Source organism: Modestobacter sp. L9-4, from assembly GCF_019112525.1.
Taxonomy (GTDB): domain Bacteria; phylum Actinomycetota; class Actinomycetes; order Mycobacteriales; family Geodermatophilaceae; genus Modestobacter.
Genome location: NZ_CP077800.1, coordinates 3782379 through 3797629 on the forward strand (window position 1 = coordinate 3782379; position 15251 = coordinate 3797629).

Annotated in this window: 15 protein-coding genes and 1 other RNA gene; 10 read left to right on the forward strand and 6 right to left on the reverse strand. The window is 75.1% G+C overall.

Annotated elements, in window-relative coordinates; translation table 11 throughout:
- Positions 1-162 precede the first annotated feature (162 nt).
- The gene (locus KUM42_RS17945; protein WP_237493880.1) at positions 163-1161 is read right to left on the reverse strand and encodes an Lrp/AsnC family transcriptional regulator; all 999 of its coding nucleotides are present in this window, start codon (positions 1159-1161) and stop codon (positions 163-165) included.
- 98 nt (positions 1162-1259) lie between these two features.
- Here KUM42_RS17945 and KUM42_RS17950 point away from each other — a divergent pair, with 98 nt between their 5' ends.
- The 3 genes from KUM42_RS17950 (at position 1260) to rnpB (ending at position 3973) form a co-directional block, all read left to right on the forward strand.
- Positions 1260-2786, forward strand: a complete 1527-nt coding sequence (locus KUM42_RS17950; RefSeq protein ID WP_237493881.1) for an MFS transporter — start codon at positions 1260-1262, stop codon at positions 2784-2786.
- 31 nt (positions 2787-2817) lie between these two features.
- Positions 2818-3540 carry a PIG-L deacetylase family protein gene (locus tag KUM42_RS17955; RefSeq protein WP_237493882.1) on the forward strand — a complete coding sequence of 241 codons (723 nt, stop codon included), beginning with the start codon at positions 2818-2820 and terminating at the stop codon, positions 3538-3540.
- Positions 3541-3573: 33 nt separating this feature from the next.
- Positions 3574-3973: RNase P RNA component class A (gene rnpB / locus KUM42_RS17960), an RNA gene on the forward strand.
- A gap of 31 nt (positions 3974-4004) precedes the next feature.
- Here rnpB and KUM42_RS17965 read toward each other — a convergent pair.
- Entirely contained in the window at positions 4005-4283 is a 279-nt protein-coding gene (locus tag KUM42_RS17965; protein ID WP_237493883.1) for a hypothetical protein, read from the reverse strand.
- 258 nt (positions 4284-4541) lie between these two features.
- Here KUM42_RS17965 and KUM42_RS17970 point away from each other — a divergent pair, with 258 nt between their 5' ends.
- Positions 4542-6308, forward strand: coding sequence for a hypothetical protein (locus KUM42_RS17970; protein WP_237493884.1), 1767 nt, complete (start codon positions 4542-4544; stop codon positions 6306-6308).
- Between the two features lie 46 nt (positions 6309-6354).
- On the opposite strand, the gene KUM42_RS17975 is transcribed toward KUM42_RS17970, so the two are convergent.
- Positions 6355-6573 (reverse strand): hypothetical protein, encoded by a 219-nt coding sequence (locus KUM42_RS17975; protein WP_237493885.1) that lies wholly within the window; start codon positions 6571-6573, stop codon positions 6355-6357.
- Between the two features lie 221 nt (positions 6574-6794).
- On the opposite strand from KUM42_RS17975, the gene KUM42_RS17980 reads away from it, so the two are divergent.
- Complete coding sequence (locus KUM42_RS17980; protein ID WP_237493886.1) at positions 6795-7955, forward strand: AI-2E family transporter; 1161 nt, start codon at positions 6795-6797, stop codon at positions 7953-7955.
- A gap of 3 nt (positions 7956-7958) precedes the next feature.
- On the opposite strand, the gene KUM42_RS17985 is transcribed toward KUM42_RS17980, so the two are convergent.
- Positions 7959-10232: a bifunctional diguanylate cyclase/phosphodiesterase gene (locus KUM42_RS17985; RefSeq protein WP_237493887.1), complete on the reverse strand. Its 2274-nt coding sequence runs from the start codon at positions 10230-10232 to the stop codon at positions 7959-7961.
- Positions 10233-10346: 114 nt separating this feature from the next.
- Positions 10347-10682, reverse strand: a complete 336-nt coding sequence (locus KUM42_RS17990; protein WP_237493888.1) for a hypothetical protein — start codon at positions 10680-10682, stop codon at positions 10347-10349.
- A gap of 184 nt (positions 10683-10866) precedes the next feature.
- On the opposite strand from KUM42_RS17990, the gene KUM42_RS17995 reads away from it, so the two are divergent.
- The 3 genes from KUM42_RS17995 to KUM42_RS18005 all read left to right on the forward strand — a co-directional run bounded on the left by KUM42_RS17995 (position 10867) and on the right by KUM42_RS18005 (position 12696).
- Positions 10867-11994: a Vms1/Ankzf1 family peptidyl-tRNA hydrolase gene (locus tag KUM42_RS17995; RefSeq protein ID WP_237493889.1), complete on the forward strand. Its 1128-nt coding sequence runs from the start codon at positions 10867-10869 to the stop codon at positions 11992-11994.
- A 54-nt stretch (positions 11995-12048) separates the two neighbouring features.
- Complete coding sequence (locus tag KUM42_RS18000) at positions 12049-12306, forward strand: DUF2795 domain-containing protein (RefSeq protein WP_237493890.1); 258 nt, start codon at positions 12049-12051, stop codon at positions 12304-12306.
- Positions 12307-12465: 159 nt separating this feature from the next.
- Positions 12466-12696: a hypothetical protein gene (locus tag KUM42_RS18005; RefSeq protein WP_237493891.1), complete on the forward strand. Its 231-nt coding sequence runs from the start codon at positions 12466-12468 to the stop codon at positions 12694-12696.
- A gap of 27 nt (positions 12697-12723) precedes the next feature.
- Here the strand turns inward: KUM42_RS18005 and KUM42_RS18010 are convergent, their stop codons facing one another.
- The gene (locus tag KUM42_RS18010; RefSeq protein WP_237493892.1) at positions 12724-13743 is read right to left on the reverse strand and encodes a LacI family DNA-binding transcriptional regulator; all 1020 of its coding nucleotides are present in this window, start codon (positions 13741-13743) and stop codon (positions 12724-12726) included.
- Positions 13744-13989: 246 nt separating this feature from the next.
- On the opposite strand from KUM42_RS18010, the gene KUM42_RS18015 reads away from it, so the two are divergent.
- Both KUM42_RS18015 and KUM42_RS18020 read left to right on the forward strand, forming a co-directional pair.
- Positions 13990-14727 (forward strand): polysaccharide deacetylase family protein, encoded by a 738-nt coding sequence (locus tag KUM42_RS18015; protein ID WP_237493893.1) that lies wholly within the window; start codon positions 13990-13992, stop codon positions 14725-14727.
- Positions 14728-14802: 75 nt separating this feature from the next.
- On the forward strand, positions 14803-15234 hold the full coding sequence (locus tag KUM42_RS18020) for a ChaB family protein (RefSeq protein WP_237493894.1): 432 nt from the start codon (positions 14803-14805) through the stop codon (positions 15232-15234).
- The last annotated feature ends 17 nt before the right edge of the window (positions 15235-15251 follow it).

Here is a 15251-nt window from a genome sequence, read left to right on the forward strand (position 1 = left end):
AGTCCGGGGCCGGTCCGGCCGGCAGGACGCCGTCCGGTGTCACCGACCCCGTGACCGGGTCATCGGCCTCCCGACCGGCGACTTGAGCCCACGCCCGCCCCGGGTGTCCGGTGGGCGACCGGTTCCCACCCGCCCGGGTGAGGTCGGCAGCCCCGCCGGTCCTCAGCGGCCGCGGACCGGCGGGGGCTCGGGATCGGTCAGCCGCGGGCCGTCCATCAGGCTGCCGGCCTGCTTGACCCGCCGCAGCACCGTGGAGGTCTCCAGGGTGTGCACCGGCAGCGACCCGACCCGCTCGGTGAGGAAGCGGTACAGGTGCGCGGTGTCCCGGCAGACCACCGCCACCATCAGGTTGGCCGGGCCGGTGACCACCGCGGTGAAGGCGGTCTCGGGCTCCCGGGCGAGGGACTCCCCGACGTGGGCGAGGTCGGCGGGGGCGACGCCCAGCCAGAGCATCGCGCTGACCGGGTGGCCGAGGAGCTCGTTGGCGACCTCCAGGTCGAAGTACAGCGTGCCGGCGGCGCGCAGGGCCTCCACCCGCCGGGCGACCCGGCTCTCCGACCAGCCGGTGACCCCGGCCAGTTCGGCGTAGCTCAGCCGCCCGTCGGTGGCCAGCGCGGCGAGGAGGACCTCGTCCTCGGGGTCCAGTGCCGTCGGGGTGGTCGCCGGGCGTGCCGGCCCCTGGTCGAGCGCGGCGATCTGCTCGGCCGTCAGCGGGTCCTCGAACGCCGTCCACTCGTACTCCCCGCCCACGTAGGCGTGCAGCACCGAGAAGGCGTTGAGGTCGATGACCTGCACCGTGCGGGGGAGCCGGTCCAGCAGCAGCGCGTCGCGCTGGCGCGGCGTGCGCGGCCGGGTCGAGCAGGTGATCTCGGCCCCGCCGGAGGTCAGGCTGACCCAGGACACGTCGGGACGGCGGGCCAGCGCCTCGGCCACCGCCCCGGCCGCCGCCGGCTGCACCCGCACCCGGATGTGCCAGCTGGGCTCGGTGGCGTCCGGGGTGGCCAGCCCCAGGACCCGGACGACGCCGTCGGCGCGCAGTCGCCGCCAGCGCCGGGCGACCGTCTGCTCCGAGACCCCGAGCACGGTAGCCACCCGGCTGAAGGGGGCGCGTCCGTCGACCTGCATCGCGTGCACGATCTGGCGGTCGATGCTGTCGATCACAGGCGTGATCCTGCACCACGACCATCAGCGATGGAGGATCGCGTCGTCCTCACCGGATCGACTCACTTCCTGTCGGCACCGGCCGCCACAGTGTCGGCATGCGCAAGTGGTTGCCGCTGGTCGCGATCTGCACCGGCACGTTCATGCTCCTCATCGACGTCACCATCGTGAACGTCGCCCTCCCCGACATGGCGACCGATCTCGGCACCTCGTTCAGCCAGCTGCAGTGGGTGGTCGACGTCTACGCCCTCGCCCTGGCCGCGCTCGTGCTGGGCGCCGGCTCGCTGGCCGACCTGTTCGGCCGGCGGAAGCTCTACCTGATCGGCCTGGTGCTCTTCGCGGTCGCCTCGCTGGCCTCCGGGCTGGCCCCCGACGCCGGCTTCCTGATCGTCGCCCGTGCCCTGCAGGGCATCGGCGGGGCGATCATGTTCGCCACCACCATCGCCCTGATCAACACCAGCTACGAGGGCCGCGACCGGGGGACGGCGTTCGGCATCTGGGGCGCCGTCGTCGGCGCCTCCGCCGCGCTCGGCCCGATCCTCGGCGGTGCGCTCACCGAGCTGTCGTGGCGGTGGATCTTCTTCGTCAACCTCCCGGTCAGCGTGCTCGCGGTGGTGCTGACCCTGGCTGCCGTGCACGAGGCCAAGCAGCCCGGCGCCCCGCGGCCCGACGTCCCGGGCATCGTGCTGTTCAGCCTGGGCGCCGGCGGGCTGGTGTTCGGCCTGGTCCGCGCGGCCTCCGACGGCTGGGGCAGCACGCAGGCCTGGGCACCGATGGTCGCCGGCCTGGTCGTCCTCGCCGGCTGGGTGTTCGTCGAGCTGCGCCGTCCCGCCCCGATGCTGGACGTCCGGCTGTTCGCCAGCCGCTCCTTCACCGGGATCATGGCCGGGGCGCTGGTGCTCAACGCCGCCGCCTTCGCCGCGCTGATCTACATGTCGCTGTGGCTGCAGTCGATCGGCGGGCTGTCCCCGCTGGAGGCCGGCTGCGTGTTCATCCCGCTGTCCGCGCTGAGCTTCGGCGTCGCCGCGTTCGCCGGCCGGGCGCTGCAGAACCGGCCCCCGCGGTTGGTGCTGGCCGGCGGTCTGCTGCTGGTGGGGATCGGCAGCCTGCTGCTCGGGCTGGTCGACGGCGACTCCACCTGGCGGGTGCTGGTGCCGGGCCTGGCGGTGCTCGGTGCCGGTGTGGGCATGGCCAACCCGACGCTGGCCTCGGCCGCCCTGGCCTCGGTGCCCCGTGAGCGCAGCGGCATGGCCTCCGGGGCGGTCAACACCGCCCGCCAGCTCGGCTTCGCCCTGGGCGTGGCCGTGCTGGGCAGCGTGTTCACCGCCCGGGCCGGTGCGGTGCTCTCCGGTGCCGGCGCCTCGGACCCGTCCGGCACCGCCTCGGCGCTGACCGCCGGGCAGGCCGGGCAGCTCATCGGCGCTGCACCGGAGCCCGACCGGGCCGGGCTGACCGACCTGTTCGCCTCCGCCTACGCCGGCGGCCTGCGGGACGTGTTCCTCGTCTGCGGCGGGCTCGGCCTGCTCGGGGCGCTGGTGGTGCTCCTGCTGGTGCGTGCCGCGGCGCCGTCGGCCGGGCACCAGCCGCAGGCCCGACCGCAGGGTGCGCCCGCCGACGCGCACTGACCGCCGTCCGGGGAGGGGGCAGGATCGCGCCATGACCTCCGCTCCCTTCCCGGACGACTGGCAGCGCGCCCTGGTCGTCGCCGCGCACCCCGACGACATCGAGTACGGGCTGGCCGCCGCGGTCGCGGTCTGGACCGCGGCCGGCAAGGAGGTCCACTACCTGCTGGCCACCCGCGGCGAGGCGGGCATCGCCGGCCTGGCGCCGGCCGAGGCGGGCCCGCTGCGCGAGCAGGAGGAGCGCCGGTCGGCCGCCGTCGTGGGGGTGACCGAGGTGGAGTTCCTCGACCACCGCGACGGCGTCCTGGTCGCCGATCTCCAGCTGCGCAGCGACCTCGCCGGGGCGGTGCGCCGGCACCGGCCCGACCTGGTGGTCACCCTGCACGGCGGGGACACCTGGACGCTGCCCGGGGTCACCCCCGGGGCCCTCAACTCACCCGACCACCGCGCGCTGACCCGCTCGGTGCTCGACGCGGTCGCCGACGCGGCCAACGAGTGGATCTTCCCCGACCTGGCCGGGGAGCCGTGGTCGGGCGTGCGGTACGTCGCCGTCCAGGCCGTCGAGGACCCGCCGCCGCACGTCGTCGACGTCACCGCCGGGGTCGAGGCGGCGGTCGCCTCGCTCACCGAGCACCGCCGGTACCTGGAGGCGCTGTCCGAGGACCCGGTCGCCGACCAGGCGCGTCGACAGATCGACATGGCGACCCTCACCGAGGACGGCGACCGCCGGGTCGGGTTCCGGCTCTACTGGGGTTGAGGTCCGGTCGCGGTAGGGTCCCTGCACGACGGACGAGTCGGCTGGGCGGTCGCGTTGGCGGGGGAGACCCCGGCACCGAGGAACGTCCGGGCTCCACAGGGCAGGGTGGTCGTTAACAGCGACCCGGGGTGACCCGCGGGACAGTGCCACAGAGAACAGACCGCCAGTGCTCGCACTGGTAAGGGTGAAACGGCGGTGTAAGAGACCACCGCACACCGGGTGACCGGTGTGGCTCGGTAAACCCCACCCGGAGCAAGGTCGAGAGGGACGACGGTCCGCCGTCGTCCTGCGCAGGCGTTCGAGGGCTGCCCGCCCGAGCCTGCGGGTAGACCGCTGGAGCCTGTCGGCAACGGCAGGCGTAGATGGATGGCCGCCCATCGGGACGCCGTGAGGCGCCCGGGGACAGAACCCGGCGTACAGGCCGACTCGTCCGTCGCCCTCCCGCTCGTGGGAGGGCGACCGGCTCAGCGCACGATGCGCAGGTGTGGTCCGGTGCGGGCCGTCGTGGGCTCCTCCACCGGCAGGCCGGCGCTCACCCGGACCCGGTGCTCCGGGACGTCGAGGGCCCGGGCCAGTGCGCGCGCGACGCGGTCGTTGACGTAGACCGAGGCCCGGCCGCCCATCAGCCCACGCACCGCCTCCTTGGACACGACGCCCAGGGTGCGGGCCGACGCCTCCTCGGCGGTCAGGCCCAGCTCGAACAGGCGGCGCCAGATCAGCCGCTGCAGGTCCCGGTCGCTCACCGGGTACCCGGCACGGAGGGCTCGAGGTCGGTCGCGGGGGACATGATCACGGACTTGCCCGCCGCTTTACGCGGTAAACCGCCCGGTGCCGACACCGGGTCCCGGGCGGCCGCCGGGTCACGGCGGCGTCACCTGCTGTCCCACCCACCTCACGCCGCGTGGCGCCGCCGGGATCGGCGCCGTCGCCGTGGTCTCCTCCCGGTCGATCCGGACCCGGGTCGACGACCCGGCGTGCCCGGGACTCAGCAGGGAGTCGACGTGCAGCGAACGTCCTCGGTGTCCCGCGTCCTCGGTCGCACGGCCGTGGGTGCCGTCGTCGCAGCCGCCGCGCTGGTGCCCGCCGGCGGTGCTCCGGCGTGGGCGGAGAGCCCGGCGGCCGTGTGGACGGTGGACACCTCGGCACCGTCGGGCCTGCTGCCGCTCGGTGGCGGTGGGTGGGTGGCGTCGGTCCCGTTGAACGTCTGCTCGGTCGAGTGGACGGTGACCGGCGGTCCCGGTGGCGCCGGGAGCGGTGCGCAGGCCGGCGAGACCGGCGGCGAGCTGCGGGTCACCACCCGGGGGACGGCCGGGGCGACGGTCGCCCTGTACCCGGGGACGGCTGGTCGGGCGTGGGCCGACGGCGGCGCCGGGGGCACCAACGGCAGTGACGGCGCGGGCGTCGCAGGCGCCTCTGACGGCGCCGGTGGTGGCGGAGGCGGTGGCGGCGGTTCCGAGGTCCGCTTCGGGACCACGCTCCGTCTCCTCGCCCACGGTGGCGACGGCGGTGGGGCCACCGGTGGCGTCGGCGGGGGGACCCGGGCGACCCCGAGCGGGAACGCGGTGGACCTCGGGTCCGGCGGCCCGGTCACCGCCGAGGTGACCGCCGACGGCGCCGCGGCGTCCGGCAGCGGTGCCGGGGTGGTCCGGGGCGTGGGCGTCCCGTGCCCGGCGACCGCGCCGGGTGCCCCGCGCATGGTCCTCGCCGGCTCCGTCCCGGAGGAGGGCGTCATCCGGCTGGTCTTCGAGCCGGAGACCCCCCGCGCGCACGAGGTCTGGGCGCCGGTGACCGGCTGGGAGGTCAGCCTGGACGGCACGGCCACCTGGCGTCCGCTGGACGTGACCGCGGCCCCCGCCGACCTCTTCGCGACCCCCGTCGAGGGGCTCCTGCAGGGGCTCGTGCGCGACCTGCCCAACGGTGACTACCCGGTGGCGGTGCGGGCCCTCAGCGCAGCCGGCCCGAGCCCGAGCGGCGGCGTGCGTCCCGTCCGGCTGATCGGCACCCCGACCGCCGTCACCGTCACCGACGTGGGCGTCACCGCCGGGGTGTCGTCGCTGCGGGTCTCGTGGAGCCCGCCGTCGGGTCCGGTGTACGGGTACGTGGCCGAGTCCTACGACGCCGCCCAGGACGGTGAGAACACCCCGTTCTCCCTGTGCGAGGCCGCCGTCGACGAGCACAGCTGCGTGCTGGCCGCCGAGCCGGGTCGGTCCTACCGGGTCGTGGTGTCGACCGGCGGCCGCGGCGCGGCCCCGGTGACCTCCGGTGTGGTCGCCGCACCCCCGGTCCCCGCCCAGGTGCCGACGTCCTCGGGTGCCCTCGACGGCCCCGGGGCGGGACCGGTGACGGCAGGCCAGACCGTGGACGTCGCCGGCGCCGGGTACCTGGCGGGCTCGACGGTGACCGTGGTCGTCTACTCGACGCCGACGGTGCTGGGGTCGCTGGTCGCGGACGACGGGTCCTTCGACACGAGCGTCACCCTCCCGGCCGGACTGCCCGCGGGCGAGCACACCCTCGTCGCGACCGGGGTGGGTCCGGACGGGGAGACGTGGACGCTCACCCGGCAGATAACCGCGCAGGGCACGACGGCCGGGCCGGCAGCTCGTGCGACCACTGCGACCACCGTCGCCACCGCCGTCCCGTCGGGAGGTGGGCTGGCCTACACCGGCGCCTACGTCGGCGTGATGGCGATCGGCGGGGTGCTGACCCTCGTCGTGGGCATCGCCCTGGTGCTCCTCGGACGGCGTCGCCGGAGCACCGGGCGGGGCTGACCGCAGCGGCGGCCGGGCGGCACCGCCGGCGGCTCCCTGCGCGAGGTCAGCGCAGGGCGTCGCCGGCGACGTCGTCCACGATCGCGGCGAAGGTGGTGGTGTCCACCTCGTTGTCGACGGTGACCCGCACGATGTCGGTGATCTGCTGGCGGGACGTCGAGCGGCAGGCGCTCACCCGGGCGGCGGCGATCAGCTTGAGCTGCTGCAGCCGGGCGGGGGAGCAGGTGGAGGAGCCGGGGACCGAGGGGAGTCGGGCATCACGCATGGACGAACGGTAGGCCGATCGTCCAGCGTCGCGTGGGCGCGTTCCCACCGTGTCGCCCGGCGTCCACCTCGTCCGTCCCGCCACGTCCCACCCGTCCCAGGCCCGGGGGAGGGCAGCGTGCGGTTGTGCAGCGCCGTCCGGCCGGGGCGACGTGACCGAGTCCACCGCGCCCGGCGGGTGGTTGCGTTTACCGCGTAAAGCTGCGCGGGCATCCAGCACCGGTGAGTTCCCCCATCGCCCCGCGGGTCCAGCCGCCCGTGCCCACGCGCACGATCCTGGCCACCATCGGTCTGCTCCTGGCCACCGCACTGCTGCTGTACATCGTGGTCGAGACCCGGCAGATCATCACCTGGTGCGTCGTCGGGGCGTTCTTCGCCGTCGCGCTCGCCCCGGTGGTCGGCCTCGTGCAGCGCAGGGTCTTCGGTGGCAAGCGCCGGTCGCTGGCCACCCTGCTGGTGTTCCTCGTGGCGTTCCTGCTGCTGGCGGCGCTGGTCACGGCCTTCGCCGTCCCGCTGACCCAGGAGGGGACGAAGGTCGCCGGGCAGCTGCCGCAGATCATCGACGACGCCCGCAACGGCCGCGGCCCGATCGGTGACCTGCTCGAGCGCACCAACGCGCTGCAGTGGGTCCAGGACAACCAGGACAAGATCAGCAACTTCGCCAGCGGGCTGACCACCCCGGCCAAGGGCGTCCTCGGCGGCATCGCCAGCGGCGTCACCGGTCTGGTCACCATCATCGTGCTGGCCTACCTGATGGTGCTCGAGGGCCCGAAGATCGTGGACGGGTTCACCAACCTGTTCGCCCCGGCCACCGGCACCCGCATCCGCCGGGTCGCCACCGACTGCGCCAAGTCCGTGACCGGCTACCTGTCGGGCAACCTGCTGATCAGCGTCGTCTGCGGTGTGCTGACCTTCATCGTCCTGGAGATCGCCGGCGTCCCCTTCGCCGGGCTGATCGCCCTGTTCGTCGGCATCGTCGACCTGGTCCCGCTGGTCGGTGCCACCATCGGCGGCGTCGTCGCCGTGGTGGCCGGGTTCATCCACTCGGTGCCCGCCGGCATCGCCGTCCTGGTGTTCTTCCTGGTCTACCAGCAGCTGGAGAACCACCTGCTGCAGCCGCTGGTCTTCGCCCGCACGGTGAAGGTCAACCCGCTGACGGTGATCATCGCGATCCTGGTCGCGGTCGAGCTGGCCGGCATCCTGGGCGCGCTCCTGGCCATCCCGGCCGCCAGCATCATCCAGGTGGTGCTGCGCGACGTCTGGGACCACCGCCGTGGTCAGCTCAAGGACGAGCCGACGCTGGGGGAGCAGCGGGACCCCGCGCTGGCCCCGCACGAGCGCACCGACGCCGGTGCGACGAGCGGGTCGACCACCGCGCGCTGACGGTCAGCGCAGCGCCGGCCGGGCCTCGTCGCGGTCGCGTCCGCGGCTGTCGTCCTGGCAGGTGAGCCACTGCTCGAGGGCGTCGGCGGGCAGCGGCGGGGAGTGCAGGTAGCCCTGGCTCTCGTCGCAGTCCAGTGCCCGCAGGTGGACCAGGGTGGCCGGGTCCTCGACGCCCTCGGCGACCACCCGCAGCCCCAGCTGGTGGGCCAGTCGGATGGTGCTGGCCACAATGGCGGCCGCGCGGGAGTCCGTGAGCAGGTCGGCGGTGAACGACCGGTCGAGCTTGAGCTCGACGACCGGCAGCTGGTGCAGGTAGGTGAGCGAGGCGTAGCCGGTGCCGAAGTCGTCGATGCTCACCCCGGCACCCAGCTCGGTCAGCGCGCCCACGACGGCCAGGCTGCGGTCGGGGTCGCTGAGCAGCACCGTCTCGGTCACCTCCAGCACCAGCGACGACGGCGGCAGGGCGTGCAGCTCCAGCAGCTCGGCCACCCGCCCGGGCAGGCCGGTGTCGAGCAGGTTGCTGGCCGAGAGGTTGACCGACATCCGCAGGCCGCGGCCGGCCCGGTGCCACACGGCGGCCTGGGCGACGGCCTGGGCCAGCACCTCGTCGGTGAGCACGCCCATCAGCCCGTGCACCTCGGCCAGCGGCAGGAAGTCCGCCGGCGCGAGCAGCCCGCGGGTCGGGTGCTGCCAGCGCACCAGCGCCTCGACCCCCACGGTGCGCCGGTCGGCCACGGACAGCTGCGGCTGGTGGTGCAGGACGAGCTCACCGCCGGCGATCCCGGCGCGCAGCTCCTCGACCAGCGCCAGCCGGCCGCTGCTGTCCCCGTGCCGGTCGGCGTCGTAGCGCACGACCCGCGTCCCGGCGCGCTTGGCGTCGTACATGGCCGTGTCGGCCTGGCGCAGCAGGGCGGCCGGGGCCACCGGGTCCCCGTCGCGTCCGCCGGCGGAACAGGTCAGCCCCAGGCTGACCGCGACGTGCACGGTGAGCCCGCCCACGGCGAAGGGCTCGGCGAGCCACTCCTGCACGGCGGCCCCGAGCTCGGCGGCGCGCTCCTCCGGGCAGCCGCCCGGTGCCACGGCGGCCACGAGGGCGAACTCGTCGCCACCGAGGCGGCCGAGGACGTCGCCCGGGCCCAGCCCGCGGGAGACGCGCTGGGCCACCAGCCGGAGCAGGTCGTCCCCGGCCGCGTGACCCAGGCCGTCGTTGACCTCCTTGAACTTGTCCAGGTCCAGGACGCCGAGGACGAGGGGTGACCGCTCGGCGCTGAGCTCCTCCACCCGGCGCAGCACGGCCCGGCGGTTCGCCAGGCCGGTGAGCTCGTCGGTGAGCGCCTCCCGGCGGCTCACCGCCAGCTGGGACAGGTCGCGCACGTTGAGCAGCAGGCGGACGCCGGACGCGGCACCGGCCACGCCGGCGCAGAAGACCGCCGTCGGGCTGGCTGCGCCCACCGCGGTCACCACCAGCACGGCGATCGAGGCGATGATCACCACGAAGGCGCCGACCGTCGTGGCGCCCGGGTCGGTCATGGTGCGGGGGACGGGTGTGGGGCGGACCACGGCGGCCAGGCACAGCAGCAGCACGCCGGCGGTGGCCAGCGCCCAGCCGAGCCGGTTGCCGTACACCGCGCAGATGCCGGCCAGCAGGTCGGTGGTCAGCGCGCCGGTGATCAGCCAGGCCCGCGGGTCGCGGGTCATGCCGGAGATGAAGGGCACCGCGACGGAGGTGCCGATGACGACCGCCCCGGCTGCCCCGGACAGCAGCACCGGCTGGACCTGCCACCACGGCGCGGTCGCCCACGGGCTGCCGGTGTGTGCGAGCACGGTGTCGACGACGGCGACGACGGCCAGCACCGCGGCCGCGCCGAGCAGGGTGTCGCTGGGGTCGGCGATGTTCGTGCTGTCCCGGTTCCACAGCACCATGCCGCCGTAGACCAGCGGGAACGCGGCCACGTGCGCCAGCGCCAGCGGGACGAGGTCCGTGTCCTGGCCGGTCCGGACGGTGACCACGACGACCGCCACCGCGCACCCGGCGGCCAGCAGCGCACCGGCCCATGCCAGCCGCTGCCAGAGCGCGCGTTCCGCCGGCGCCAGCCGGGCCCGCCAGGTCAGCACCCGGCAGGCGGCGAGCTGCAGCACCAGGGCCACGCCCAGCTGGCCGGCCTGGTCCACCCGCACCGGCCCCAGGGCCAGCACCACCTGCAGGACGGCGAGCAGGACGACGGGGACGAGGAGCCCGCGGGGGACCTCGGTCAGCAGTCGGAGCCGGCGGGACATGCAGAGGTCATCGGCCGGCAGCGCCCTCCGGTGGAGTCCGCGCGGGGCATGTCACCCCACCGGGGCGGGCCGGCGGTGCGGAGGCGTGACCCCCGGACACCGCCGGCCGGCCCGTCAGCGGGGCTGCGCCGGGTTGGTCGGGTCGCCGTGCGAGGGCGGGTTGACCGGGGGCCCCGACGTCGCCTCCGAGACCGCGGAGCCGCCGGCCGGGGCAGCGGCGTGCTCCGGCTGGGCAGCTGCCGGGTCACCACCGGAGGGCTGGCTCCCCGCCTGCAGGTCGGCCAGCCGGTGGTCCATCGCCGAGATGACCTGCACCCGGTTGGCGTGCGCCTTCTCGTAGGTCAGCAGGATCTGCAGCCCGGCGGCGTCCAGGGTGCGGATGCGGGAGGTGAGGCTCCCGACGGGCAGGTGGTCGTAGTCGGGCAGCGGGAGCGTGTCGTGCGCGGGCATCCCAGCTCCTTCCGGTCGCGGCGGACGTGCGTGGTCCCTGCCGGGGCAGGGGCCTCCCGGCTACCCGGCACGGGCCTGCTGACACACGGGGTGTGAGAGGACGGGGGCGCTGGGTAGGCGGGTGAGACCACAGTCGGGGCCCAGCCACGGCCCACGTCGCACGACCCGAGGAGCCCTTCGTCCCATGGACGTGACCTTCCTGGACGCCGTCTTCACCGCCCCCGGCCCGTACGCCACGGTCTGTGCGGACGTCACCCACAACACCGAGACCGCGGACACCGAGCTCGAGCTGAAGGTCCGCGCCATCACCGAGGAGCTCACCGCCGGGGGCGCGCCCGGGCCGGTGGTCGACGCCGTGCGCAGCCAGCTCCTGCAGGCCAACGAGGGTGGCCAGCTGGCCACCCTGCGGGGGCGGGCGCTCATCGTGGCCGCCGACGGCTCGGTGGTCCTCGACGAGGCCCTGGCCGACTCCCCGCGCGACCCGGTCGTCACCTGGTCGCCCGACCCGGCCCTGCTGCCGGTGCTGCGCCAGCTCGCCGGCCGCGTCCCGCACGTCATCGTGATCGCCGACCGCGTCGGCGCCGACGTCCTCGTGGCCAGCGGCACCGGCCAGCAGCTGGAGACCGAGCAGGTCGACGGCGGCACCTTCCACATGCGCAAGGTCCAGGTGGGCGGGTGGGCGCACAACACCTACATGCACACCGCGGAGAACCAGTGGGAGGAGAACGCCGGCAAGGTGGCCGGCGCCGTGCACGACGTCGTCATTCGCGACCACTCCCGCTTCGTCCTGCTCGCCGGTGACGTCCGCGCCCGCCAGCTGATCGCCGACAAGGCCAGCCAGGAGGTGTCCGAGGTCCTGGTGACCATGGACGGGGGCGGCCGCGCCGCCGGCGCCGACCGGGAGGTCATCACCGCCCGGGCCACCGAGCTGGTCGCGGAGAACGAGGCCGCCGAGACCACCCGCGTGCTCGAGCAGGTCGAGGCCGCCTCCGCCCACGGCCTGGCCATCACCGGCACCGCGCTCGTGGTCGAGGCACTCCGCAAGGCCCAGGTCGAGACGCTCGTGCTGGCCGACCGGCCCGACGACGAGCAGCTGCACGCCGGACCCGGCGCCCTCGAGCTCGGCGTCTCCGCCGAGGACGTCGCCGCCCTCGGCGTCACCGACGCCCACCAGGTCCCGGCCGACCTGGGGATGCTGCGCGCCGCGATCGGCAGCAGCGCCGCCGTCGTCGTCGTCCCGCGGTCGGCGATGCCCGGCGACATCCCGGTGGCCGCCGTCCTGCGCTACACGGACGACTCCACCCCCCACTGACCCACCCGATCCCCTCGGCCGCACCGCGGCCGGACGACAGAACGGAGCTCCACCATGACCGACCCCCACCAGGCCGCCACGTCCCCCGGCACCACCCCCGCGGACGTCGAGCACCGCGCCGCCATCGCCGAGGCGCTGGGCAAGGAGGTGTGGCCGGCCGACAAGGACACGCTGGTGGCCAGGGCGCAGGAGTCCCACGCCTCCGACCGCGTGCTCGCCGACCTCAACCGGCTGCCCGCGCACGCCCAGTTCGCCAACGTGCAGGAGGTCGCCGAGTCCCTCGGCATCAGCACGGAGTCGCACCGCTTCTGAACAAGGGCCCCCTCGCCCCCCACGCCACGCTCCGCGCGGCGCGGGTCCCTGCAAGGGGGCCGTTCCATCACGTCACCGGCCGGTGTCCTCCGAGGTGCGAAGAGCGCTGTGGGTGACACCGGCCGGTGTCGGGTCGGGGGAGGCGGGTAGGGAGGCGGCATGCCCGACATGAAGGAACCGTCGCCCGAGGCGCACGCCAACGTCACCGCCCACAACGTCGAGACCCGGGCCGAGCTGTACCCCGAGGAGCAGTCGGCCGGCGGCAGCATCGACCCGGAGAAGCAGGCCGAGCTGATCCTCGCCGAGTCCGAGGAGCGCACGATCCACCCGGACGCCGACGACGCCAACGGTGGTCACCGGCAGTCCGCGGAGACCGCCGACCTGCCCTGACCCGACCTGCCCCCCGACCCGGGCAGCTCAGCGCGCGGGTGGGGCCGTGCTCTCCCGGACCACGAGCCGGGTGGCCAGCTCCAGCCGCGGCACGTCCAGCGTCTCGCCGCGCACCAGCCGCAGCACGGTGCGGGCGCCCAGCGCCCCCATCTCCGACAGCGGCTGGTGCACGGTCGTCAGCGGCGGCGACGACCACTCGGCACCGGGGAGGTCGTCGAAGCCCACGACGCTCAGCTCCTCCGGCACCCGGAGCCCGCGGCGCCGCGCCGCCTCGTAGACCCCGAAGGCCATCTGGTCGTTGGCCGCGACGATCGCCGTCGGCGGGTCCTCCAGCGCCAGCATCGTGCTGGCCGCCTGGAACCCGGACTCGTGGCTGAAGTCGCCGACGACGACCAGCTCGGGGGCGACCGTCAGCCCGGCGGACTCCAGGGCCGCGCGGTGCCCGTCCAGCCGCGGACGGCTGCACAGCAGGGTCGGCGTCCCGGCCACCACGCCGATCCGGCGGTGGCCCAGGCCGATGAGGTGCTCGGTCGCGCTCAGCCCACCCGACCAGTTGGTGGCCCCGATGGTCGGGACGTCGAGGGCCGGCACCCCGGCCGGGTCGATGAGCACCGCGGGCACGTGCAGCCGCTGCAGCTCCGCACCCAGCGCCGGGTCGAGCTGGCTGCTGACCAGGATCGCGCCGTCGCTGGCCCGCCCGGCCAGGTTGTCCAGCCAGGTGCGGGTGTCGCTGGCCCGGCGGTGGATGGCGGTGACCACGGTGCCGACGCCCTCGGCGTGCGCAGCGCCCTCGACGCCGCGGATGATCTCGACGGCCCAGGGGCTGTCGAGGTCGTTGAACACCAGGTCGATCAGCCGGGCGGTGGTGGTGGGCCGCCCACCGCGGCGGCGGTAGCCGTGGTGGCGCAGCAGCTGCTCCACCCGCTCGCGGGTGTGCGGCGCGACGTCCGAGCGTCCGTTCAGGACGCGGGAGACCGTCGGCACCGAGACGCCGGCCTCCGCGGCGATCGCCGCGATGGTGACGTTCTGTGCTCGGGTCTCGGTCACTGTTCCTCCTGGTCCGGGGTCCAACCCTACGGGCCGCGCTCCCCGGTGCGGGGGGTCCGGGGCGACCGGCTCACCCCGCTGGGTGTCGTCTTGACGCCCGCTGTGGCCCCACCTATGTTGCAGGTCACGTTCCGGAAGTTCTCGGCGCGTGCCGGTCGGGTCGACCGGTGAGTCCGTCCCGGGTCCCCGGTCAGGGGCCCGGTCCACCGGCGCCCCCGCGCGGGCGCCCACCCCTGGAGGTCGACGATGACCACCCCACGCGCACGACTCCGCCGCCGCCTCGCCCCGGTCGCGATCGGGTTCCTCGCCGTCCTGCTCGCCGCCGGTCCGGCGCAGGCCGGCGGCCCCGGGCACGGCAACGGCCACGGACACGGGGGCCGGGTCGACGACCAGGTCGTCACCACGACCCAGCAGCAGGGCCGGGTGGTGGCCCTCACCTTCGACGACGGCCCCGACCCGGAGGACACCCCGGCGCTGCTCGACGTCCTGCGCGAGCACCACGTGAAGGCCACCTTCTGCCTGTGGGGCGACCACGTCCGCGAGCACCCCGAGCTGGTGCGCCGGATCGCCGCCGAGGGGCACACCCTGTGCAACCACACCATGACCCACGCCGACCTCTCGACCTGGACGCCGGAGCAGGTCCGCGCGGACCTCGAGGCCACCAGCGCGCTGATCCACCAGGCCGCACCGCGGGCCGACATCCCCTACTTCCGGGCGCCGTACGGCAGCTGGGGGCAGAGCGCGCAGGTCGCGGCGCAGCTGGGCATGCAGCCGCTGGGCTGGGCCTTCGACATCGGTGACTGGGAGGAGCCCGGGGCCGACGTCCTCGTCGACCGGATCCGTGCCCGGATCACCCCGGAGGCCGTCGCCCTGATGCACGACGGAGGCGGTGACCGCAGCGGCACCGTCGAGGCCGTCGACCGGATGATCCCCGAGCTGCGCGCGCAGGGCTGGCGCTTCGGCCAGCCCGCGAAGCGGGGCTGACCCACCCACCCCGCAGCCGGGGGGAGTGCCCCTCCCGGCTGCGGGGTACCGCACCGGCCGACGAGAGGAGCCGACGTGGCGAGGACGACGGAGCACGGCGACGCGGTGCCCGAGGAGCTGCCCAGCACGCTGCAGCGCTCGGACGAGAAGGCGCAGCGGACGTTCGCCAAGGCACACGACTCCGCACTGGACGAGTACGGCGACGAGCAGCGGGCCGCGCGGGTCGCCTGGGGCGCGGTCAAGCACACCCACGAGAAGGTCGGCGACCACTGGCAGCCCAAGCCGGGCGGTGCCAAGGGCCCCAGCGACGACCAGTCGGCGCGGGGCGACGCCGACACCCAGCTCGACAGCAAGGGCGGCGTGGACGCCAATGCCTCCAAGGCCCACCTCTACGACCTGGCGAAGGACGCCGGCATCGACGGCCGGTCGACCATGAGCAAGGACGAGCTGGCCGACGCGCTGCAGGAGGCCAACGACCGGGCCACCGCCGCGGCCCGCCGGAGGTAGGCCCGCGACACTGGCCC

Bases quoted from the DNA above. Each gene is read 5' to 3' on its own strand.
- KUM42_RS17950 (WP_237493881.1), top strand. From the start codon at position 1,260: ATGCGCAAGTGGTTGCCGCTGGTCGCGATCTGCACCGGCACGTTCATG.
- KUM42_RS17955 (WP_237493882.1), top strand. From the start codon at position 2,818: ATGACCTCCGCTCCCTTCCCGGACGACTGGCAGCGCGCCCTGGTCGTC.
- KUM42_RS17975 (WP_237493885.1), bottom strand. From the start codon at position 6,573: ATGCGTGATGCCCGACTCCCCTCGGTCCCCGGCTCCTCCACCTGCTCC.
- KUM42_RS17985 (WP_237493887.1), bottom strand. From the start codon at position 10,232: ATGTCCCGCCGGCTCCGACTGCTGACCGAGGTCCCCCGCGGGCTCCTC.
- KUM42_RS17990 (WP_237493888.1), bottom strand. From the start codon at position 10,682: ATGCCCGCGCACGACACGCTCCCGCTGCCCGACTACGACCACCTGCCC.
- KUM42_RS17995 (WP_237493889.1), top strand. From the start codon at position 10,867: ATGGACGTGACCTTCCTGGACGCCGTCTTCACCGCCCCCGGCCCGTAC.
- KUM42_RS18000 (WP_237493890.1), top strand. From the start codon at position 12,049: ATGACCGACCCCCACCAGGCCGCCACGTCCCCCGGCACCACCCCCGCG.
- KUM42_RS18005 (WP_237493891.1), top strand. From the start codon at position 12,466: ATGCCCGACATGAAGGAACCGTCGCCCGAGGCGCACGCCAACGTCACC.
- KUM42_RS18015 (WP_237493893.1), top strand. From the start codon at position 13,990: ATGACCACCCCACGCGCACGACTCCGCCGCCGCCTCGCCCCGGTCGCG.